Source organism: Candidatus Pantoea communis (assembly GCF_011752685.1).
Lineage (GTDB): Bacteria > Pseudomonadota > Gammaproteobacteria > Enterobacterales > Enterobacteriaceae > Pantoea > Pantoea communis.
Map to the genome: position 1 here is coordinate 89068 of NZ_VWXC01000004.1, position 21660 is coordinate 110727.

The following is a 21660-nucleotide window of genomic DNA, read 5'->3' on the forward strand; positions in this document are numbered from 1 at the left end:
CTTTATGTTTCTCACTCTACTGAATATTAGGATTAGATCATCTGCTCGCTTTTATAAGCTTTTATGGCTTCATCTATGCTTTCATAAAACGATAGTATGTTGTTATCTTGAAACAGTAATGCTACATCACAAAATTCTTTTAGTGAATCTAAACTGTGTGAAACCATCAGTAAATTGGATTCTAAGCTTTTATTTTTAAAAATATTTGAACATTTTTTTTTAAATCTAGCATCACCAACTGCTGTAATTTCATCTACCAAGTAATAATCGAATCTAAAAGCCATGCTTAATCCGAACCCTAAACGGGACTTCATTCCTGAAGAGTACGATTTTATCGGCATATCGAAGTATTTTCCTAACTCGGCAAACTCCTCCACATATGCAACTTTTTCTTGTAATTCATCTTTTCTCGAATAGAGACGCGCTACAAACTTAACATTTTCTCGACCCGTTAAGCTACCCTGAAATCCACCCGAAAGCCCCACTGGCCATGAAATAGTTTTATCAGTTGTAATCAAGCCACTGTCTGGGCGGTCAATACCGCCAATCATCCGAAGTAGAGTTGATTTTCCCGCGCCATTTCGGCCAATAAGCGCCACACTTTTACCGCTTGGTATCTCAATATTCAGATCTTTAAATACGTAATGGCGACCTTGTGGCGTCCGGTATGATTTGGTTAAGTTTTCAATCTTAATCATGAGGTCAGCATTGCCTCTTCGCGAGTACGGTATAACGCCAGGCCAAGAAAACCAGTAATGAGCGTACAGAGTGCCAAATACGTAAGGCTGACACCTTCACTTATATATCCAGGCATTACCGATTCCCGACTGAGTTCTACTGCGTGTATGATCGGGTTCCACAGGAGATAAGGCCAATAGTCTTTTGGAATGGAATGTAGCGGAAACATTATTCCAGAGATGAAATACAAAGGTTTAAGCAGTATCGGTAAAAACTTTTGCGTTTCAGCAAATGTTCTACCAACCACCATAAAGATGAGCCCAATCCCGCAAGAAAATAGAATTAGCAGAACCCATGTCGCAACGAGTTGCAGAAGATTTGTAATCGCAAAGTACTCGCCAGCCATCCAAACCACCAACATCAGCAGGATGTACACTGCTGCGTAAATCAACGTCTCAAGCAGTGCGCGGGCAATAATGGTGTCGATCGGCTTTACCGGACGGTAATTAAACAGCCCTTGGTTAGCTTCAATCGCACCGACTGAGCGGTTTGTAATATTACTGAAAATAAAGTACGGGATAATGCCGTTCAGCAGAAATACCGGGAACGAGATGTCCGGCATGGTGCGGTGCATGATGAAACCAAATATGCCCAGCAGCACCAGTAAATGCGCAGACGGCTCAAGAATTGCCCAAAAATAACCCAAGCGAAACTTACCAAATCGGGTGCGTATTTCACGCAAAAACAAGGCCTTAACGGCTGCTTGCTGGACTTCAAATCCACTTCTGGCCATTGATTTAACTCATTTGAATTGGGTGGGATTTTTACACGCTACCGCCCCTGGCTTAACAGCTACCAATGCACTGGACGTACTACGGGCGGTGTAGGGGGGAGGTTTATAGTTTTTTCAGACGGGGGAGCTGAATTAATCAGCATATTTTACGCAAATTCAAAAGATTAGAGCTTATGAATACACGAAAGGCGTGATGCCATTTTGAACAATTAGATGGTTTGTCGTTGATATGGATCCATCCACTTGAACAGTCGATCCCTGCTTGTCTGTAAGAATTTTCCCTAATATTGACGACGTAAGTTACAGATCATGTCGAAATAATCCTAAACGTTTTCGTCTATTAATATTTTGCAAATTATCTGTAAGGCCTATTGAACTAATTATTGCGCCTGCTTTAACTCAACTTACTGAATATAATGACTTTAATGCTTAGGTGTGTTTCTGTTCTTGACCTTACACTGCATCATGAAATCAACACTGCTAATCAATTCATTCACGAGACAATCCACTGAATTTTACAAAAAGTAGTAGTTGTTACATTTGAAAGGTGACGATTGCAGGTCGCCTGATTCTTCGCGATAATCACGCACAACAAATCCCTTCCTCGTCGGGCTTAACGACGCGGAGGGGATTTTTTTCATCTATACCTTAGTGGCCAACCGACTCACGGATCTAAAGAGGACAAGTTATGTATAACACCCTGGGCAATCAGTACGATAACTCCCTGGTTTCTAACGCCTTCGGTTTCATGCGCTTCCCGGTGAACTTCCAGCCTTACGACAGCGATGCTGAGTGGGTGATCACTGGTGTACCTTTCGATGCCGCAACTTCAGGTCGTCCGGGCAGCCGTTTAGGGCCGGGCGCGATTCGTCAGATCTCTACTAATCTCGCATGGGAAGGTTGCCGCTGGCCGTGGGATTTTGACCTGCGTCAGCGCCTGAACGTGGTGGATTGCGGTGACCTCGTTTACGCATTCGGTGATTCACAGGATCTCTCTGACAAACTGCAGGCTCACGCTGAGAAGTTGCTGGCAAACGGTAAGCGTATGCTGACTTTTGGGGGTGACCACTACGTTACGCTGCCGCTGTTGCGCGCCCACGCCAAACACTTCGGTAAGATGGCACTGGTGCACTTTGATGCGCACACTGATACCTACTCTAACGGTCCAACCTTCGACCACGGCACTATGTTCTTCACCGCGCCGAAAGAAGGTCTGATCGATCCGAATCATTCGGTGCAGATTGGTATCCGTACTGAGTTCGACAAGAGCCTTGGCTTCAACGTGCTGGATGCAGCACAGGTTAATGACCGCAGCGTCGATGATATTCTGGCTGAAGTGAAACGCACCGTGGGCGATCTGCCGGTGTATCTGACCTTTGATATCGACTGTCTGGATCCGGCGCACGCACCGGGCACTGGCACGCCAGTGATCGGCGGACTGACCAGCGATAAAGCTACCAAGTTGATTCGTGGCTTACAGGGTATGAACATCGTCGGGATGGATCTGGTGGAAGTGGCACCGGGTTATGACCACGCTGATTTGACTTCACTGGCGGCTGCTACGCTGGCGCTGGATATGCTGCACGTGCAGGCTGCAAATAAAGGTTAATCCAGATGAGGGCAAGGCGATGGCCTTGTCCTCAACTTAATAGTTGTTGTTGATATCGTTGCTGGCTGAACGCACTACGGCGAATCCGGCAACCGCTAATAACGTCACTGCGCTAATGATGATAATTGTCAGCATATGTGGCTCCTGTCAGAGTCTTTGAACCACGCTACATCTTATTTATGACAGAAATCTTGCTTCGCCCGCTAATTCAGAATCATCCATCCAGGGGCATTCATCGCTTCTGAGCTTTCTCATCACGTTTCTGCTTTCTCATTCTTCGCACGAATTCGTCTACAGATTTTTATCGTCCATTCTCAACGCGCATTGATAGCAATGATGTCAATCTGTGAAGTGGGTTGGGATTTGTTTTGAGCGGCGCGGAGTGATTAAGAAAGGGTGATAGCTGATGGGGCGATCCATTGCCCTCGACGTCCCCGGTTCCTAGTAATCGTCATTCACATCTTTGGCTGCGGAACGTATCACCAGATACGCGCCAATCAGCACAATCGCAATAACGACGGCGAGAATAATCAGAATGGTCAACATAGTATGTAGTGCTCCGGTGACTCTCTCTGATATCGCCTGAAAACTAACGGTCAGTGTAGACCATGCTCACTATGACATGGCCTCGTCTGGCGAGTTCAGACCATTGTCACGCTTCTCGCATCAACGGCTCAACAACTTAACGGTGACAATTCGTTATCGGCTGCGCGTGGCTATACTTTGATGCGTACGTCATTAATCGCTTCGTTAATTACGGTTAGAGAATCTTTGGAGGTCACCATGGGCTTTCTGGATGAATTAGTAGGTTCGCTGGGGAACGGCAACGGTCAGGGCAATCAGTTGGGTCAGTTGCAGGCGATCTGGAATTGGGTGCAGGAGCAGGGCGGTATCGAAGTGCTGCTGCAGAAGTTTCAACAAGGCGGGCTTGGCGAGGTGCTGGGTTCGTGGATCGGTACTGGCGGCAATCAGCAGGTCGGCGGCGGTGAGATTCAGGGTGCTTTCGGGCAGGAGGAGTTGCAGTCGCTGGCCGATAAGCTGGGCACCGATGTGAATGGTGCATCTGGCACGCTGGCGGCGCTGTTGCCGCAGCTGATCGATAAGATGTCGCCGCAAGGTCAGCTGGATGAGCAGAGTCTGCACAACAACCAAATGGATTTGGGTTCGATGGTGGATGACCTGTTTAAGCGCTAGCTGTTGAAGCTGAAGAGAGGAGCGCACATGGCGCTCCTTTTTATGGCCGATTATTTGCCATCTGCCGCAATACGATCGCGGATGTGCTGTGCACGTGCTGCGGAATCCGGGTGCGAATCGAACATCGAACTCGTTTGGCCTTGCTGCATTTTCGCCAGTTTCTCGAAACTGGTGGCTAAGCCAAGTGGATTAATACCGCGCTTTTTCAGCAGGTCATAAGAGTAATCATCTGCCTGCGATTCCTGAGTCTGCGAGAACTGCGCATTGACCAGCTTCTCGCTTAGATCGCCCAGCTGGGATTGCGACAGTTGACCAATCACGCCGCCAACCGAGGCCGCAGCGGTGCGTGCTGCCGTGGTGGCGTAGGCAACCTGCATCGCTTTGCGCGTATGGCCGAGCGCAACGTGGCCCATTTCATGGCCGAGCACGCCTTCCACTTCGTTGTCCGTCATCATATCCATCAAGCCGCTGTAGACGCGGATGCAGCCGTTGGCCATCGCCCACGCATTCACATCTTTGGTCAGATAGACTTTGTAGTTGGCTGGCACACCATTGATGTTATCGCCCAGCGCAGCGGCGATTTTGTTCAGGCGCTGCTGATATTCACTATTGGCAGGTGCGAGCTGGTTGTCTTTGTCCATCTGGGCACAAGACTGATCGCTTAGCTGCTTCACTTGTGAATCATTCAACGTATAAGCCTGATAGGCCTGCGCGCCGGATTGCAGTAGCGCGTTATTGTCCATTCCTTCGCAGCCGCTCAGCAGCGAAGCGATTCCCACAGCAAGAATTGTGGCGCGGATTTTCATTGAGAGGTCCTTTGCGTAACAAGGTAGAGAAAACAAACACCTGAAATTGAGAACGGTGTTCAAACGCTTTGGTTATAGCGCGCATCCTGTTCACTGGCTAGCAGACAAGCCCCGAATTGCAACCGTTTACCCGCTATTTAGCACGTCGACGCATGTACTTTTGCCCCGATTTTCATGTACATTGATGTGCGACCTTTTTCTCGCTTCGCCTGATAACTGATTAATTACAATACGTTAAGCGCGGCGGAGCATTAATCCGATCTGGAGTAGAAGATGCCCTCTCGTAAAGAGCTTGCCAACGCCATTCGCGCGTTAAGTATGGATGCAGTACAAAAAGCCAAATCGGGACATCCTGGTGCCCCTATGGGCATGGCGGACATCGCCGAAGTGCTGTGGCGTGACTTCCTGAACCACAATCCGACTAACCCGCTGTGGGCAGATCGTGACCGCTTCGTGCTGTCTAACGGTCATGGCTCCATGCTGATTTATAGCCTGCTGCACCTCACCGGTTATGACCTGCCGATGAGCGAGCTGCAGAACTTCCGTCAGCTGCACTCTAAAACTCCAGGCCACCCAGAATACGGCTACACCGCTGGCGTTGAAACCACCACCGGTCCACTGGGCCAGGGTATCGCTAACGCAGTCGGCTTCGCCATCGCTGAGCGCACTTTAGCGGCACAGTTCAACCGTCCAGGCCATGACATCGTAGACCACAACACTTACGTGTTCATGGGCGACGGCTGCATGATGGAAGGCATCTCACACGAAGTGTGCTCCATCGCCGGTACCCTGAAACTGGGTAAACTGGTTGCCTTCTATGATGACAACGGCATCTCTATTGACGGTCACGTTGATGGCTGGTTCACCGACGACACCGCAGCACGTTTCGAAGCTTACGGTTGGCACGTGGTGCGTGGCGTAGACGGCCACGATGCCGACGCCATCAAGAAAGCAGTCGAAGAAGCCAAAGCGGTTTCAGACAAACCTTCACTGCTGATGTGCAAAACCATCATCGGTTTCGGTTCTCCGAACAAAGCCGGTACCCACGATTCGCACGGCGCACCGCTGGGCGACGACGAAATCGCACTGACCCGTAAGCAGCTGGGCTGGAATCACGCGCCGTTTGAAATTCCTTCAGACATCTACGCGCAGTGGGATGCGAAAGAAGCCGGTCAGGCAAAAGAATCTGCATGGGATAAGAAGTTCGCTGCTTATGCTGCTGCTCATCCTGAACTGGCTGCAGAGTTCACGCGTCGTACCAACAACGAGCTGCCAGCTAACTGGGAAACTGAGTCGCAGAAGTTCATCGAACAGCTGCAGGCTAACCCAGCTAAAATCGCCAGCCGTAAAGCTTCTCAGAACGCGATTGAAGCCTTCGGTAAGATCCTGCCGGAATACATGGGGGGATCGGCTGACCTGGCGCCAAGCAACCTGACTATGTGGTCTGGTTCTAAGCCAATCAACGAAGATGCAGCCGGTAACTACATCCATTACGGTGTGCGCGAATTCGGTATGACCGCAATCGCTAACGGCCTGGCGCTGCACGGTGGTTTCCTGCCGTACACCGCAACCTTCCTGATGTTCGTAGAATACGCGCGTAACGCGGCACGTATGGCTGCACTGATGAAGATTCGTCAGATCATGGTTTATACCCACGATTCAATCGGTCTGGGTGAAGATGGTCCAACGCACCAGCCGGTTGAGCAGATGGCCAGCCTGCGCGTAACACCAAACATGAGCCTGTGGCGTCCATGTGACCAGGTTGAGTCTGCGGTTGCCTGGAAATACGCTATCGAGCGCGTAGACGGCCCATCAGCCCTGATCTTCTCTCGTCAGAACCTGGCGCAGCAGGATCGTACCGCTGAGCAGCTGGCAAACGTGGCACGCGGTGGTTATGTGCTGAAAGACAGCGAAGGTACGCCAGAGCTAATCTTGATCGCTACCGGTTCAGAAGTGGAACTGGCGGTTGCCGCTTATGACAAGCTGACCAGCGAAGGCCGCAAAGTGCGCGTTGTTTCAATGCCTTCAACCGATGCCTTCGACAAGCAGGACGCGGCTTACCGTGAATCTGTACTGCCGAAAGCAGTTGCTGCGCGTGTGGCAATCGAAGCGGGTATCGCGGACTACTGGTTCAAATACACCGGCCTGAATGGCGCTATCGTCGGCATGACCACCTTCGGTGAGTCTGCTCCGGCAGAGTTGCTGTTCAAAGAGTTCGGCTTCACCGTTGAGAACGTGGTGAACATCGCGAAATCTATTCTGTAATCAGCGGTCGCCATCAAGGGCGGCCCGACAGGTTAGATGATCGCTAACGAAGGTGCGCTTTATGCGCACCTTTTTTCATTTCAGACCCCGCCTTCAACCTGAAACGCTTCAATTATTCCTGCAGTAATAATTTTTACGTGCGAAATATGTGACGTAGATCCAATAATCAGCAGCGCAATTGATCGCAATCATTCCTGTTATTCCGCGCATGCTTTATTCTAGCTGAACCGTTTCAGTTGCAATTGAGTGGCATCATTTTGCAACGTTAAGCGGGCAATAATTCCCTGTACAAAACGCAGCGAAACGCTCAAGGTATTTGGCACGTTTTTTTGGCTGTTGTTGCAGGAAGTGAGATGACCGTTCGCATAGCAATTAATGGTTTTGGTCGTATCGGACGCAATGTGCTGCGTGCGTTGTATGAAACCGGCCGCCGCGCTGAAATTACCGTGGTGGCGATCAACGAACTGGCTGAAGCCACCGGCATGGCGCATTTGCTGAAGTATGACACCAGCCATGGCCGCTTTGCCTGGGATGTGCGCCAGGAGCGCGATCAGCTGTTCGTGGGCGACGACACCATTCGCATTCTGCACCTGGCCGATATCGATGCACTGCCATGGCAGGAACTGAACGTCGATATCGTGCTGGATTGCACCGGCGTGTACGGCAGCCGCGCAGATGGCGAAGCACATCTGCAAGCGGGCGCGAAGAAGGTATTGTTCTCGCATCCGGGCGGTAACGATTTAGATGCCACCGTAGTGTTCGGCGTAAACGAACAGGCTCTTAAACAAACTGACCGCATTGTCTCCAACGCATCCTGCACCACCAACTGCATTATTCCGGTGATCAAGTTGCTGGATGACGCCTTCGGTATTGAATCGGGCACCGTGACCACGATTCACTCGGCAATGCACGACCAACAGGTGATTGACGCCTATCACAGCGATCTGCGTCGTACCCGTGCCGCCAGCCAATCGATCATTCCGGTGGATACGCGTCTTGCTGCGGGCATTACCCGTATTTTTCCGAAATTTAATGACCGCTTCGAAGCCATCGCTGTGCGCGTGCCCACGATCAACGTGACAGCCATTGATTTGAGCGTTTCGGTACGTGAAGCCGTGAAGGCGTGTGAGGTCAATGCGTTGCTGCAAAACGCGTCAGAAGGGGCGTTTCGTGGTATAGTTGACTATACGGAATTACCGTTAGTCTCAGTAGATTTTAACCATGATCCGCACAGTGCCATAGTCGATGGCACGCAAACGCGGGTCAGTGGTCATCACCTCATCAAGACCTTGGTTTGGTGTGACAACGAATGGGGCTTTGCTAACCGCATGATCGACACCACGTTAGCAATGGCCGCAAGCGGTTTCAGGTAAGACGCGGACTGCGTCTGGCAAAACTTATGAGAATCAACGAGAGGGTTCACCATGTCTGTAATTAAGATGACCGATCTGGATCTTGCTGGTAAACGCGTTCTGATCCGTGCCGATCTCAACGTGCCAGTGAAAGAAGGGAAAGTGACGTCAGATGCACGTATCCGTGCTTCTCTGCCTACCATCGAAGCGGCGTTGAAACAGGGCGCGAAAGTGATGGTTACCTCTCACCTGGGTCGTCCGACCGAAGGTGAATACAACGAAGAGTTCTCGCTCCTGCCGGTTGTTAACTACCTGAAAGACAAACTGAACGGCACTACCGTTACCCTGGCAAAAGACTACCTCGACGGCGTTGAAGTCGGCGCGGGTGAGCTGGTGGTTCTGGAAAACGTGCGCTTTAACAAAGGCGAGAAGAAAGACGAAGAGACGCTGTCGAAGAAATATGCCGCCCTGTGCGACGTGTTTGTGATGGATGCCTTCGGTACTGCGCACCGCGCGCAGGCTTCAACCCACGGTGTGGGCAAGTTCGCCCCTATCGCTTGTGCTGGCCCTCTGCTCTCTGCTGAACTGGAAGCGCTGGGTAAAGTGATGAGCAATCCACAGCGTCCACTGGTAGCGGTTGTGGGTGGATCTAAAGTATCGACCAAATTCGACGTGCTGCAGTCTCTGGTGAAAATCGCGGATACCGTGATTGTCGGTGGTGGTATCGCTAACACCTTCGTGGCTATCGACAACAACGTCGGTAAATCACTGTACGAACCAGACTTCGTTGAAGCGGCGAAAAAGCTGCGTGACGAGCACGGCATTCCAGTTCCAACCGACTCTCGCGTCGGAACGGAATTCTCTGAAACTGCCCCGGCAACCGTGAAAAAGGTTTCCGAAGTGGCGGATAACGAAGAGATTATGGACTTCGGTGACGAAACCGCACAGGCGATGGCAAAACTGCTGAAAGAGGCAAAAACCATCCTGTGGAACGGTCCGGTTGGCGTGTTCGAATTCCCGAACTTCCGCAAAGGCACCGAAATCGTGGCGAACGCGATTGCAGACAGCGACGCGTTCTCTGTAGCGGGCGGCGGCGATACCCTGGCAGCGATTGATCTGTTCGGTATCGAAGACAAGATCTCCTACATCTCTACCGGCGGTGGCGCATTCCTCGAGTTCGTGGAAGGCAAAAAACTGCCCGCTGTAGCGATGCTGGAAGAGCGCGCTAAGCAGTAATTTTTGGGGGCGGCGCTTCGGCGCCGTCTGAAGGCTTGCCCATCCTGGGCAAAAAATCGACGTCCCTTTGTGGGATGAACGGTAACGAAACAGGACACAACCATGTCTAAAATTTTTGATTTCGTAAAACCCGGCGTTGTCACTGGTGATGACGTTCAGAAAGTTTTCCAAGTAGCGAAAGAAAACAAATTCGCTCTGCCTGCAGTTAACTGCGTCGGCACGGACTCCATCAACGCGGTACTGGAAGCTGCGGCCAAAGTTAAAGCGCCGGTCATCGTTCAGTTCTCCAATGGTGGTGCTGCCTTCATCGCCGGTAAAGGTTTCAAAACCGACAAGCCACAGGGCGCAGCAATCTTCGGCGCTATCGCCGGTGCGCACCATGTGCATCTGATGGCTGAACAGTACGGCGTGCCAGTTATTCTGCACACCGACCACTGTGCTAAGAAACTGCTGCCATGGATCGATGGTCTGCTGGATGCCGGTGAAGAGCACTTCAAGAAAACCGGTAAGCCACTGTTCTCCTCTCACATGATTGATCTGTCAGAAGAGTCACTGGAAGAGAACATCGAGATCTCTTCTAAATACCTGGCGCGCATGGCGAAAATCGACATGACCCTGGAAATCGAACTGGGTTGCACCGGTGGTGAAGAAGACGGCGTGGACAACAGCCACATGGACGCTTCTGCCCTGTACACCCAGCCAGAAGACGTTGATTACGCGTACACCGAGCTGAGCAAAATCAGCCCGCGTTTCACCATCGCCGCTTCATTCGGTAACGTGCACGGCGTGTACAAGCCAGGCAACGTGAAACTGACTCCAACCATCCTGCGTGATTCTCAGGAATACGTGACCAAGAAACACAATCTGCCGCACAACGCGCTGGATTTCGTGTTCCACGGTGGTTCAGGTTCTTCTGCTGCAGAAATCGAAGAGTCAATTGGTTACGGCGTAATCAAGATGAACATCGATACCGACACCCAATGGGCGACCTGGGACGGCATCCTGCAGTATTACAAAAAGAACGAAGACTATCTGCAAGGCCAGCTGGGTAACCCAAATGGCGTGGATAGCCCAAACAAGAAATACTACGATCCTCGCGTATGGCTGCGTTCTGCACAGGCTTCAATGGTTGTGCGTCTGGAGCAGGCTTTCAAAGAGCTTAACGCTATCGACGTGCTGTAATTTTTCCTTACAGTACAAAAAAGGCCCGAAAGGGCCTTTTTTTATGCATTCGATTCGGAATAGTGAGTAAATTCAGCCCATCTTTGGCGCTTGATGCCATTTTTGTTTACCCTTGTACACGGGAGTGCCGGAGTTAATCTGGCCGTTTTTGCATTTTCCTGCGGGAAACTCAACAACAGGGCTAACAAATGGAAGACTTAAATGTCGTCGATGGCATTAACAACGCTGGCGGCTGGCTGGTACGTAATCAGGCACTGATCCTGAGCTATGCGGTGAATATCGTTGCGGCGATTATCACCATTATTATTGGTATGTTCATTGCGCGTATCGTTTCAAATACGATTAATCGCGTGCTGCAGGCGCGTCACATCGACGCTACCGTAGCAGACTTCCTCTCTGCCCTGGTGCGCTACGGCATTATCGCTTTCACCTTGATCGCGGCGCTGGGTCGCGTGGGCGTGCAAACCGCCTCGGTGATCGCCGTACTGGGTGCCGCCGGTTTGGCCGTCGGCCTGGCACTGCAAGGCTCTCTGTCCAACCTCGCAGCGGGTGTGCTGTTGGTGACCTTCCGTCCGTTCAAAACCGGTGAGTTCGTTGATTTAGGCGTGATGGGTACTGTGCAAAACGTGCAGATTTTCTCTACCACGCTGAAAACCGTTGATGGCAAAATCGTGGTGATCCCGAACGGTAAAATCATCGCCGCCAACATCGTTAACTTCTCGCGTGAGCCGATTCGTCGTAACGAATTTATTATCGGCGTGGCCTATGATGCGGACGTTGATCAGGTGATCGAGTTGTTACGTGAAGTCGTCGAAGCCGATGAGCGTGTGCTGAAAGACATGGGCATTCAGATCGGTCTGAACGAACTGGCCGCCTCTTCACTGAACTTTGTGGTGCGCTGCTGGAGCAAAAGCGGTGACCTGCAGAACGTGTACTGGGATCTGCTGAAGAACTTCAAACGTGCACTGGACGCGAAGGGTATTGGCATTCCGTATCCGCAGATGGATGTGCATCTACACCAGGTGAAAAGTGAGCAGCAGGCTGCACAAGCCGAGTAATCACTCAGTAGCGTTGTGTTTGAACGGTAAACTGCACAGCATCATATTAAGGTCGTCATTTATGGCGACCTTATTATTTTCTCTAATGCCTGATTAAATCTTTCAATTTCCACTAATATCCTCGCGTCACTATACTGCATCGCATTACCTCGTTATTCAGGACTATCAACGTGTTATCTGTTTATTTACAAGGGCTTGCTCTTGGGGCTGCACTCATTCTGCCATTAGGCCCGCAAAACGCATTCGTGATGAACCAGGGCATTAAACGCCACTACCATTTGATGACTGCAGGATTGTGCACGCTGAGCGATATCGTGCTGATTTGCGGCGGTATTTTTGGCGGCAGCGCCTTGCTGAATCAGTCCCCGATTCTGCTGATGCTGATTACCTGGGCAGGCGTGGCGTTTCTGCTGTGGTACGGCTGGGGCGCACTGCGCAGCGCATGGCAGGGTGATGTGACGCTGGCCGATGATGCGGTGATGAAGCAAGGCCGCTGGCGCATTATTGCCACCATCGTCGCGGTGACCTGGCTCAACCCGCATGTCTATCTCGATACTTTCGTGGTGCTCGGTAGCCTGGGCAGTCAGTTGCCTTCTACCGCCGCGCGCCAGTGGTTCGCGTTGGGCACCGTGAGCGCATCGATTATCTGGTTCTTTGGTCTGGCGCTGTTAGCCGCATGGCTGTCACCGCGTCTGCGCACCGTGCGCGCCCAGCGCATCATCAATCTGCTGGTGGGCGGTGTGATGTGGTTTATCGCCATCCAGTTAGCGCGTCAGGGCATTGCCGCGTTCTGATGCAGATGTAAACCGTACAGTGCGGGCAGCGCGCCCGCACTGGCAATCAGCTCTAAGCGTATCTGCCGGAAACTGACATCCTGCGGCACGACGTGATGGCATAGCGAGTGATGATTGTCCTTCACTTCCACCAGTAACATCTCATCCAGCCATAACCGATAATGTGTGGTGCAGTGCGGCGTCACTGCCTGCGCATGACCCATCTGCACCGTCTCCATCGCGTGGTCAAAGTCGTTATCAAACAGCAGGGTGATTTGGCGTGCGTGTTGCTGCTGTTCCCATCGCCAGGTGGCAGCTGGCTGGGCATCATCCAGTGCTGGCACCCAACAGTTGGTGTGCTGTTCCGGGCGCAATTTGCCGTTGAGTAAATAATCGCGATGCCAGAGTTTTAACGGCGTCTCCAGCGCGAACGCCAGCAGCACCTGATTTGGCGCACGGCGCGGCAGCCAGAAATCAAACTCATCCACGCCGTAATCGCCATCGTTAATCTGCCTTGTGCGTTTGGCAACGCGAGGATTGAGGCTGTTGAACACCATCATCATGCCTGGCAAGCGCTGGCGGGTATGTGCCACTTCAATCTCTGGCTTCTCTTCGAAGGCGATAAACAAATAACGATCGACATCCGCACGATAATCAAAACTCAGGCGGTAGCTGCCCTGGTCGTTAACCGTGATTGTCTGGTTGGCGATGTGCTGATCGCCGCAGGTGTTGGCCGGATTGTCACTGCTGAGCAGCGAAACCTGCAGTTTTTGCGTCTGTTTGGCGCGAAGCTGCACGGATATCGTCGGTAAGCGCTCACCGGCTTTCAGTGGCAGCAGCAACGCACAGCGCGATTGCAACGACTGCCAACCGCCATCGGCGGGCAGGGCGCTGAGTTGCAGGGTGCTGCTGACCTCGATCTGCGCATCGCTGACCGGGTTCGCAAGCTGCTGGCGTGGGATGTATGCCCCTTCGCGCAGCAGGCGTTGCTGCAGTTGCGTTACGTGAGCAGGCTGGGCTAACTGTGCTGGCGTGAGTTGCTGCTGCTGACAGATCGCCGCCGCACGTCCCACCACTTCACCCAGTACGCCGCAGGTGCACATCACGCGCGCGCTGCCAAAGGCCACGTGGGTGGCTGAAATTAAGCGACCGGTGAGCAGCAGATTATCCAGCGACTGGCTGTAAAGCGCACGGAATGGAATGGTATAGGTGCCTTTGCTGTGAAACTGGCGACAGCCATCGTGTTCGCTGTAGACGCCATCGGCCGGATGCAGGTCAATCGACCAGCCGCCATAGGCGACGGCGTCGTAGTGATCGCGCTGTTCGATGATGTCCTGCTGGCATAGCAGGGTGTCGCCAAGGAAACGACGACTCTCGCGTTTGCCGGGAATTAATCCTACCCACTCAATGGTCAGGTTATCGGCATCCGGGAACTCGCCAGAGTTTTTAATGTAATCCCAAACGCCCCAAACAATTTTCCACAGCTCCCATTTGATGGTTTCGCTTTCGTGCACCGTATCGAGCCGTCCGCCCCATTCCAGCCACCACAAATCACAGCCGTTAAGATCGGAGGTCAGGCGTTTGTAACGCGGAATGGCGGTAATATCTTTAAGCGCAAAAGAGGGCGGGACAAAGCGAACCGGCTGCGAAGTACGTTTGGTGTAGAAGTAGATTGAGTGGCCGAGTTTGTGGCCAAAATGTTCGCCTGGCGCCATCTTTTCGCCAAACTCTTCAATCGTTTCCGCGCCCACGCGATGCGCCGCACCGGCCAGATATCCCAGCACGCCATCGCCGCTGGCATCAATAAACTGGCTGGCCTTAACGTGATAGCGGGTCTGATTGATGGCGTTGAAGGCTTGCACCGATTGCAAATGACGGTCTGATTTCTCGATATCGGTGACCACGGTATTGAGCAACAGGGTTAATCCGGGCTGCGACTGCACCAAATCCAGCAGCACCATATCGAACAGCACCGGATTGCCCTCTTTGTTGCGCCACAGGTTTTCCTCCATGATCTCGCCCATGATGCCGCCTTCGCGCGCCCAGCGGTTGTTGTTGCCCATATGCGATGTCGCCCCATTGGCCCACAAGCGCACTTCACTCGACGCGTTGCCACCCAGCACCGGGCGATCCTGAACCAACACCACCTGTAATCCGTCACGCGCGGCGGCCAGTGCGGCACACACGCCCGCGAGCCCACCGCCCGCCACCAACAGATCGGCCTGTAATTTTTGCTCTGGGAAGTGGCGCGCATTTTGCGAAGAGAAAGTCTGCATCATTTGCTTCCTGTCATGCTGAAGCTAAGATTGGTGTTTTGAGCGCCACAGGGTGAACTATGTCTTCTCAACCCAACCAAAGCCTGATTGATGGGATTCGCTGCTTGCAGTATTTGGTTTCCAGCGATAAAGCCGTGGGCTGCCGTGAACTGGCGCGACAGATGGACATGAACAGCACACGCGTTAACCGCCTGCTGATGACCATGGCCTCGATTGGCCTGACGATTCAGGATGAACATCGCCGCTATTTGCCCGGCCCGGGGATTCATGCGCTGGCGGCGCAGGCGATTCGCGGCTCCTCGCTGTTTGCCCAGGCGCTGCCGCAACTGGAAGCACACGCGCCGCGCGACATCGTGGTGGCGCTGGGCGTGTTGTGGGAGGACCAGGTGATTTACATCTGGCACTCCGAACCGGGTGAGCGCACCAGTGCCAGTCAGGCGCTGGCCGGTTTCCGCATGCTGCCGGCGTGGCAGTCGGTGATTGGTGTGTCGCTGCTGGCGACAGAGAGTGATGAGCAGTTGCGTCCACGATTTACCGACGAACAGTGGGCGCAGATGGCGCCGTTGCTGGCGCGCAAGCGCGATGCAAACCACTTGATTTGGCACCGTGATGACGGCGAAATCAGCATGGCGCAGCCAATCAATAGCAACCGCGCCGCGCTGGCGTTTGCCAAAATCTGGCAGGCAGACGATGCGCATCTGCAGCAGCGGGTGACGCAGTTGCAGTCGCTGGCGAAAGTGCTGATCAGTGCGCGCTGACATGCTCGATTTTCCCGACCACGAACAGATAGCTGCAAATGCCTATCGCGGCCAGCACGGCAATAAAGCCGAGTGCTGGCGCGAAATTGTCGCCATCGATCAACGCGCCAATGGTAATTGGCACCACAATAGCGGAAAGCGCGCCGGTGAAATTGAATACGCCGCCCGCTAAGCCAATCAGATGGCGAGGTGCCAGTGCGGTGACAAACACCCAGGTGATGGTCGCGAGGCCGTTGCCAAAAAACGCCAGCGACATAAACATCACGATGAGCGTGGCGTCGTCGGTGTAATTGGCGCCAAGAATAAACAGCGTCAGGAACAGGCCAAGGATCACCGGCAATTTACGCGCCACGCTGGGCGACACGCCTCGCCGTATCATGCGATCCGAAGCGAAACCTGCCAGCAGTACGCCACAGAAAGCGGCGAAGTAGGGCACGGAAGCCACATAGCCGCTTTTAATGAAGCCCATATGGCGATACTCCACCAGATAGGTCGGGAACCAGGTGAGGAAGAACCAAAAGGTGGCGGAGATGGTGAACTGGCCGATATAGATCCCCACCAGTTTGCGGCTGCGGAACATCTGCGCCAGATCGGTCCAGCGGGCTTTCGGCTGTTGTGTGTGCTGACGACTCTCCAGTAAGGCACCGTTGCTGCGCAAATAGTTTAACTCAGCCTCTGACACGCCTTTGTGTTCATGCGGTTCACGATAAAGCAGATACCACACCAGCGCCCAGATCATCCCGGCCACACCGGTCATCAGGAACAGCCCGCGCCAGCCAAAGGCATCCTGCACGTGGAACAGCAGCGGCGTCATGCAGGCGAGCCCGACAAACTGCGCGGAGGAGTAGATACCGATGGCGCTGGCACGCTCCTGTTCCGGGAACCAGCTGGAAATCACGCGGTTATTCGAGGGCATCACCGGCGCTTCAAAAGCACCTACGCCCAGGCGCAGGCCAAACAGCGCACCGAAGCTGTTGGCGAGCGCGTGCAGAGCGGTGATCAACGACCAGGCAAATAGCCCGATGCCATAAACCAGACGCGCGCCGAGACGATCGATCAGAAAACCTCCGGGGATCTGCAGCGCCGCATAGATCCAGCCAAATGCTGAGAAGATCAACCCCATCTCCATTGGCGTAAAGCGCAGTTCACCGGCCATTTGCGTGGCGGCCACGGAGAGATTGGTGCGATCCATGTAGTTGATGATGATGTTGATAAACACCAGGCCTAACATCAGGAATCGGGTACGTCCGGCGCGAACGGCAACGGCGCTGTGGCTAAGGGGCTGTTCTGTCATAATACAACTCTCCCGGAGGCTAGAATTGTTTCTTTAATAGAAACACCAAGGCGAACTTTCCGCGAATCTGTCAGCATAGTTTTGCGATCGCGGATACGTTAAAACCGCAGTTATCCGAACTTTTTGGTGATTTCAAACTCAGACCATCACGCATAGTAATGTGTTTTAGGTTTAGCCATAGTGGCGACCTGTAAATTGAACCTTCAAGGAGGACTTTCGTGAAACTGAAAGCACTGGCGCTGGCCGCCGTAATGAGCACTGGCGTAATGTCAGCGATGGTACAAGCGGGTGAAGTCCCGAATGGCCCGCATGTTGTGACCTCCGGTCAGGCAAGCGTGGATGCCCGTCCGGATATCGCGACACTCTCCATCGTGGTGAATGTTTCTTCGAAAGATGCGGCAGATGCGAAAAAACAAGCTGATGACCGCGTGGCGCAATATTTCGATTTCCTGCAAAAGAACGGTATCGAAAAGAAAGATATTGATGCGGCAAACCTGAGCACGCAACCCGAGTATGACTACACCAAAGAAGGGAAGTCCGTACTGAAAGGTTATCGTGCGGTGCGTCAGGTGCAGGTGACCTTACGTCAGCTGGATAAACTGAATGAGTTGCTGGATGGCGCGCTGAAATCCGGCCTGAACGAAATCCGTTCAGTAGAGCTGGGCGTGGCGAATGCCGATGCTTATAAAGATCAGGCACGCAAAGCGGCGATTGCTAACGCCACTCAGCAGGCAGGCGCATTGGCAGAAGGCTTTAATGCGAAATTAGGCCCGGTATACAGCATCCGCTATCACGTGGCGAACTATCAGCCAATGCCAATGGCGCGCATGTACAAAGCGGCTGCTGCCCCTGCGGATACCACCGCGCAGCAGACCTATGAGCAGCAGAGCATTCACTTTGACGATCAGGTCGATGTCGTGTTCGAGATTAAGCCGAATACAGCTCAGTAATCTGATGTGTTGAATCATAGCGGCGTGATTTATGGCGCTGAACGGCAGCAATACTGTTGTCCATTCATGCGATAAACTGCGCCGCTATGCTCATCGGTAATTGGGATTAGGCTGTCGCCGTATCCTGACGCAATACGCGATGACCGTGCGCGATTAACGCATCCGTCACGCTGCGCATTAAGCGGCTCTCTGGCGCAAATCGGTGCCAGTAAAGCATGCGACGCTGATAAAGACCCGGCGTCAAATCCACCAAATCCCCTTGTGCCAGTTCACGCTCAATCTGTAAGTGCGGAATCATACAGCACACCGAACCCTGACGCGCCAGCTGCACGAAGGCTTCCGACGAGTTAACGATGTGGCACGGTACGCTACCTGGGGACAGATCAAAGTTCTGCTGTAAAAACGCCTGATGCATATCATCGAGATGGTCAAATGCCACCGCAGGGGCTTTCAACAAAGCCGAACGCGTGACGCCATTCGGGAAGTAGCGCGCAGCAAAATCCGGCGAGGCGCAGAACAGATAATCCAGTGCACCCAATTGATCCACCAGACAGCTTGGCAGCGGTTGTGGCTGGATACTGACGGCACCGACCACTTCACCACGACGCAGGCGTTCCTGAGTGCGGGTTTCATCTTCGACCTGCAGATTCAGGCGCACCGGTGAATCGGCCAGCACATCTTTCAGCGCAGGAAGCAGCCAGGTCGCCAGACTGTCGGCGTTGACCGCCAGTGACAGCAGCAATGGCGTGGTGCCGCCGTTGTCATCACCCAGCCACTCTTCTTCCAGCAACTCGACTTGATGTAACAGTGCCAGCAGTTTTTGTCCTTGCTCGGTCGGACGCGGCGGCACGGTACGCACCAGCAGCGGCTGACCAAATAAATTTTCCAGCTGTTTAATGCGCTGTGACACCGCAGACTGCGTGATGCAGAGTTTTTGGGCCGCACGCTCAAAACCGCGCTCGCGAATCACAGCATCCAGCGCCTGAAGCGTTCGATAATCCGGGCGTTTCATTGTTGTTCTCTCTCGTTCAGGATGGAAAGTACTATGCCACAAAACTGTCATATTGTGCTGCGGCGGATTTTTGCGGGCTGGCTTCCAAAGGCTTAAATCGATGCGTTAACAGCCGCGCATTTTCACGACGCCTTGTTTTATACTACGCGCACTTCGATGTCGCACAGGTTTTAAACATACCATGACCCAGGATGAACTGAAAAAAGCGGTTGGTTGGGCAGCACTGCAATTCGTGCAACCCGGCACCATTGTTGGCGTTGGTACCGGTTCAACAGCGGCGCATTTTATTGATGCGCTCGGCACCATGAAAGATCAAATTGAAGGCGCGGTCTCCAGTTCGGAAGCCTCGACGGAAAAACTCAAAGCCCTGGGGATTCCGGTTTTTGATTTGAATAATGTGGATGAGCTGTCGGTGTACGTTGACGGCGCGGACGAAATCAATCCACAGATGCAGATGATCAAAGGCGGCGGCGCAGCGCTGACGCGTGAGAAAATTGTCGCAGCGGTGGCGAAGAAGTTCATCTGCATTGCGGATGCCTCCAAAGAGGTGGATATCCTGGGTAACTTCCCGCTGCCGGTGGAAGTGATTCCGATGGCGCGTGCATTTGTCGCGCGTGAACTGGTGAAGCTGGGGGGCCAGCCGGAGTATCGTCAGAACGTGGTGACCGACAACGGCAACATTATTCTCGACGTGCATAATCTGCGTATTCTCGACCCGATTGCATTGGAAAAAACCATCAATGCACTGCCGGGCGTGGTCACCGTGGGCTTGTTTGCTGCGCGTGGTGCTGATGTGGCGTTGATCGGCACGGCAGAGGGTGTGAAAACCATCACTTATTGATCTGATAGCGTACTCACCGGCGCGAGTGCTGCGCCGGTTATTTCCATCTGCAAAACATCTTTTCTTGCTGGGGTGAAATTTGGTGACTTATGTCACAAAAGATTCATCAACAGCAGGTTCGTACTTCGGCGCACTCGCATCCCACGATTTTGTACGGCTTTGTGCTGCCTCAACGTGGGCGCGTGCTGGCGGTCAGGCAATCGTTTGTATTGCCGCGCTCGAAATTTTTGATATTTTGGCAGAAGGCTACCTTATGGTAGTCCTCGTTGAATTCTGAATAGGGTCGGGAAATGGCAAAGGTATCACTGGAAAAAGACAAGATTAAGTTCCTGCTGGTGGAAGGCGTTCACCAGAGTGCACTGGATAATCTGCGTGCTGCAGGTTACACCAACATCGAATTCCACAAAGGGGCACTGGATGCGGAGTCGCTGAAGTCCTCCATCCGCGATGCGCACTTCATTGGTATCCGTTCCCGTACCCAACTGACTGAAGAGATCTTTGCGGCGGCTGAGAAGCTGGTCGCAGTGGGCTGTTTCTGTATCGGTACTAACCAGGTTGACCTGAATGCGGCCGCAAAACGCGGTGTGCCGGTCTTCAATGCGCCATTCTCTAACACCCGTTCAGTGGCTGAGCTGGTGATTGGTGAAATGCTGCTGATGCTGCGCGGGATCCCTGAAGCGAACGCCAAAGCTCACCGTGGTATCTGGAACAAAGTGGCTAACGGCTCGTTCGAAGCGCGCGGTAAGAAACTGGGCATCATTGGCTACGGCCATATCGGTATGCAGCTGGGCGTACTGGCAGAAGGCCTTGGCATGCACGTGTTCTTCTACGATATCGAAACCAAACTGCCGCTGGGTAATGCGACACAGGTTCGTCACCTGTCCGATTTGCTGAATATGAGCGACGTGGTCAGCCTGCACGTACCAGAAAATGCTTCAACGCAAAACATGATTGGCGCTGAAGAGCTGGCGCTGATGAAGCCGGGCGCACTGTTGATCAACGCCGCACGCGGCACCGTGATTGATATTCCAGCCCTGTGCAACGCCCTGGCGAATAAGCATCTGTCCGGCGCGGCCATCGACGTCTTCCCGGTTGAACCAGCGACCAATAGCGATCCGTTCAACTCACCGCTGTGCGAGTTTGATAACGTGATCCTGACGCCACATATCGGGGGCTCGACTCAGGAAGCGCAGGAAAACATCGGCCTGGAAGTGTCGGGCAAGCTGGCGAAATACTCTGACAACGGTTCTACGCTGTCTGCGGTTAACTTCCCGGAAGTGTCTCTGCCGATGCACGCTGCTAGCGTCAGCCGCTTGCTGCACATCCATGAGAACCGTCCTGGCGTGCTGACCGCGATTAACCAGATCTTTGCCGAGCAGGGCATCAACATCGCCGCTCAGTATCTGCAGACCTCGCCGGTAATGGGTTATGTGGTTATCGATATCGATGCAGAAGAAGATGTGGCGGAAAAAGCGCTGCAGCTGATGAAAGCGATTCCGGGCACCATTCGCGCCCGTCTGCTGTACTGATGATTCAGGGCACCATGCGTGCCCGTTCATCTTGCTGATTGCTCAGGGCGCCAC

At 53.1% G+C, this 21660-nt stretch carries 18 protein-coding genes; 12 read left to right on the plus strand and 6 right to left on the minus strand.

All coding sequences use genetic code 11. The annotated features are described in order from the left end of the window. Positions 1-32: 32 nt before the first annotated feature. Both F3J37_RS07650 and F3J37_RS07655 read right to left on the minus strand, forming a co-directional pair. Positions 33-698, minus strand: a complete 666-nt coding sequence (locus F3J37_RS07650; RefSeq protein WP_166932852.1) for an ABC transporter ATP-binding protein — start codon at positions 696-698, stop codon at positions 33-35. Then, entirely contained in the window at positions 695-1471 is a 777-nt protein-coding gene (locus F3J37_RS07655) for an ABC transporter permease (protein WP_166932854.1), read from the minus strand. Before F3J37_RS07655 ends, F3J37_RS07650 begins: the two co-directional genes overlap by 4 nt. A 688-nt stretch (positions 1472-2159) precedes the next feature. Here F3J37_RS07655 and speB point away from each other — a divergent pair. Both speB and F3J37_RS07665 read left to right on the plus strand, forming a co-directional pair. Next, a complete protein-coding gene (speB, locus tag F3J37_RS07660; RefSeq protein WP_034823229.1) occupies positions 2160-3080 on the plus strand; it encodes an agmatinase in 921 nt (306 codons plus the stop codon). Between the two features lie 783 nt (positions 3081-3863). Continuing rightward, positions 3864-4274 (plus strand): YidB family protein, encoded by a 411-nt coding sequence (locus F3J37_RS07665; RefSeq protein WP_166932856.1) that lies wholly within the window; start codon positions 3864-3866, stop codon positions 4272-4274. A 50-nt stretch (positions 4275-4324) separates the two neighbouring features. Here F3J37_RS07665 and loiP read toward each other — a convergent pair whose 3' ends face one another. Continuing rightward, positions 4325-5080, minus strand: coding sequence for a metalloprotease LoiP (loiP, locus tag F3J37_RS07670; RefSeq protein ID WP_166932858.1), 756 nt, complete (start codon positions 5078-5080; stop codon positions 4325-4327). Positions 5081-5353: 273 nt separating this feature from the next. On the opposite strand from loiP, the gene tkt reads away from it, so the two are divergent. The 6 genes from tkt (at position 5354) to argO (ending at position 12967) form a co-directional block, all read left to right on the plus strand. Then, positions 5354-7345, plus strand: coding sequence for a transketolase (gene tkt, locus F3J37_RS07675; protein ID WP_166932859.1), 1992 nt, complete (start codon positions 5354-5356; stop codon positions 7343-7345). Between the two features lie 353 nt (positions 7346-7698). Further along, complete coding sequence (gene epd, locus F3J37_RS07680) at positions 7699-8718, plus strand: erythrose-4-phosphate dehydrogenase (protein WP_034823224.1); 1020 nt, start codon at positions 7699-7701, stop codon at positions 8716-8718. Positions 8719-8769: 51 nt separating this feature from the next. Next, positions 8770-9933, plus strand: a complete 1164-nt coding sequence (gene pgk / locus F3J37_RS07685; RefSeq protein ID WP_166932861.1) for a phosphoglycerate kinase — start codon at positions 8770-8772, stop codon at positions 9931-9933. Between the two features lie 102 nt (positions 9934-10035). Further along, the gene (gene fbaA / locus F3J37_RS07690) at positions 10036-11115 is read left to right on the plus strand and encodes a class II fructose-bisphosphate aldolase (RefSeq protein WP_166932863.1); all 1080 of its coding nucleotides are present in this window, start codon (positions 10036-10038) and stop codon (positions 11113-11115) included. Between the two features lie 188 nt (positions 11116-11303). Then, entirely contained in the window at positions 11304-12173 is an 870-nt protein-coding gene (gene mscS / locus F3J37_RS07695) for a small-conductance mechanosensitive channel MscS (protein WP_166932865.1), read from the plus strand. Positions 12174-12343: 170 nt separating this feature from the next. Continuing rightward, positions 12344-12967: an arginine exporter ArgO gene (gene argO, locus F3J37_RS07700; RefSeq protein ID WP_034823218.1), complete on the plus strand. Its 624-nt coding sequence runs from the start codon at positions 12344-12346 to the stop codon at positions 12965-12967. On the opposite strand, the gene F3J37_RS07705 is transcribed toward argO, so the two are convergent. Then, on the minus strand, positions 12946-15222 hold the full coding sequence (locus tag F3J37_RS07705; protein WP_370662126.1) for an FAD-dependent oxidoreductase: 2277 nt from the start codon (positions 15220-15222) through the stop codon (positions 12946-12948). The two genes, argO and F3J37_RS07705, sit on opposite strands and share 22 nt — an antisense overlap. A 59-nt stretch (positions 15223-15281) precedes the next feature. Between F3J37_RS07705 and F3J37_RS07710 the strand changes: the two genes are divergently transcribed. After that, complete coding sequence (locus F3J37_RS07710; protein WP_166932869.1) at positions 15282-15980, plus strand: IclR family transcriptional regulator; 699 nt, start codon at positions 15282-15284, stop codon at positions 15978-15980. Here F3J37_RS07710 and F3J37_RS07715 read toward each other — a convergent pair. Beyond that, positions 15967-17274 carry an MFS transporter gene (locus tag F3J37_RS07715; protein WP_166932871.1) on the minus strand — a complete coding sequence of 436 codons (1308 nt, stop codon included), beginning with the start codon at positions 17272-17274 and terminating at the stop codon, positions 15967-15969. The genes F3J37_RS07710 and F3J37_RS07715 overlap by 14 nt on opposite strands. A 218-nt stretch (positions 17275-17492) precedes the next feature. On the opposite strand from F3J37_RS07715, the gene F3J37_RS07720 reads away from it, so the two are divergent. After that, the gene (locus tag F3J37_RS07720; RefSeq protein WP_045814671.1) at positions 17493-18224 is read left to right on the plus strand and encodes an oxidative stress defense protein; all 732 of its coding nucleotides are present in this window, start codon (positions 17493-17495) and stop codon (positions 18222-18224) included. A 106-nt stretch (positions 18225-18330) separates the two neighbouring features. Here F3J37_RS07720 and F3J37_RS07725 read toward each other — a convergent pair whose 3' ends face one another. Further along, the gene (locus F3J37_RS07725; RefSeq protein ID WP_034823211.1) at positions 18331-19236 is read right to left on the minus strand and encodes a LysR family transcriptional regulator ArgP; all 906 of its coding nucleotides are present in this window, start codon (positions 19234-19236) and stop codon (positions 18331-18333) included. A gap of 181 nt (positions 19237-19417) precedes the next feature. Here F3J37_RS07725 and rpiA point away from each other — a divergent pair, with 181 nt between their 5' ends. Both rpiA and serA read left to right on the plus strand, forming a co-directional pair. After that, on the plus strand, positions 19418-20077 hold the full coding sequence (gene rpiA / locus F3J37_RS07730; RefSeq protein WP_166932873.1) for a ribose-5-phosphate isomerase RpiA: 660 nt from the start codon (positions 19418-19420) through the stop codon (positions 20075-20077). A 290-nt stretch (positions 20078-20367) separates the two neighbouring features. Then, positions 20368-21606, plus strand: a complete 1239-nt coding sequence (gene serA, locus F3J37_RS07735; RefSeq protein ID WP_160868292.1) for a phosphoglycerate dehydrogenase — start codon at positions 20368-20370, stop codon at positions 21604-21606. The last annotated feature ends 54 nt before the right edge of the window (positions 21607-21660 follow it).

Bases quoted from the DNA above. Each gene is read 5' to 3' on its own strand.
- F3J37_RS07710 (WP_166932869.1), top strand. From the start codon at position 15,282: ATGTCTTCTCAACCCAACCAAAGCCTGATTGATGGGATTCGCTGCTTG.
- serA (WP_160868292.1), top strand. From the start codon at position 20,368: ATGGCAAAGGTATCACTGGAAAAAGACAAGATTAAGTTCCTGCTGGTG.
- pgk (WP_166932861.1), top strand. From the start codon at position 8,770: ATGTCTGTAATTAAGATGACCGATCTGGATCTTGCTGGTAAACGCGTT.
- fbaA (WP_166932863.1), top strand. From the start codon at position 10,036: ATGTCTAAAATTTTTGATTTCGTAAAACCCGGCGTTGTCACTGGTGAT.
- F3J37_RS07705 (WP_370662126.1), bottom strand. From the start codon at position 15,222: ATGCAGACTTTCTCTTCGCAAAATGCGCGCCACTTCCCAGAGCAAAAA.
- F3J37_RS07650 (WP_166932852.1), bottom strand. From the start codon at position 698: ATGATTAAGATTGAAAACTTAACCAAATCATACCGGACGCCACAAGGT.
- speB (WP_034823229.1), top strand. From the start codon at position 2,160: ATGTATAACACCCTGGGCAATCAGTACGATAACTCCCTGGTTTCTAAC.
- epd (WP_034823224.1), top strand. From the start codon at position 7,699: ATGACCGTTCGCATAGCAATTAATGGTTTTGGTCGTATCGGACGCAAT.
- tkt (WP_166932859.1), top strand. From the start codon at position 5,354: ATGCCCTCTCGTAAAGAGCTTGCCAACGCCATTCGCGCGTTAAGTATG.
- mscS (WP_166932865.1), top strand. From the start codon at position 11,304: ATGGAAGACTTAAATGTCGTCGATGGCATTAACAACGCTGGCGGCTGG.
- loiP (WP_166932858.1), bottom strand. From the start codon at position 5,080: ATGAAAATCCGCGCCACAATTCTTGCTGTGGGAATCGCTTCGCTGCTG.
- F3J37_RS07655 (WP_166932854.1), bottom strand. From the start codon at position 1,471: ATGGCCAGAAGTGGATTTGAAGTCCAGCAAGCAGCCGTTAAGGCCTTG.
- F3J37_RS07665 (WP_166932856.1), top strand. From the start codon at position 3,864: ATGGGCTTTCTGGATGAATTAGTAGGTTCGCTGGGGAACGGCAACGGT.
- F3J37_RS07715 (WP_166932871.1), bottom strand. From the start codon at position 17,274: ATGACAGAACAGCCCCTTAGCCACAGCGCCGTTGCCGTTCGCGCCGGA.
- rpiA (WP_166932873.1), top strand. From the start codon at position 19,418: ATGACCCAGGATGAACTGAAAAAAGCGGTTGGTTGGGCAGCACTGCAA.
- F3J37_RS07725 (WP_034823211.1), bottom strand. From the start codon at position 19,236: ATGAAACGCCCGGATTATCGAACGCTTCAGGCGCTGGATGCTGTGATT.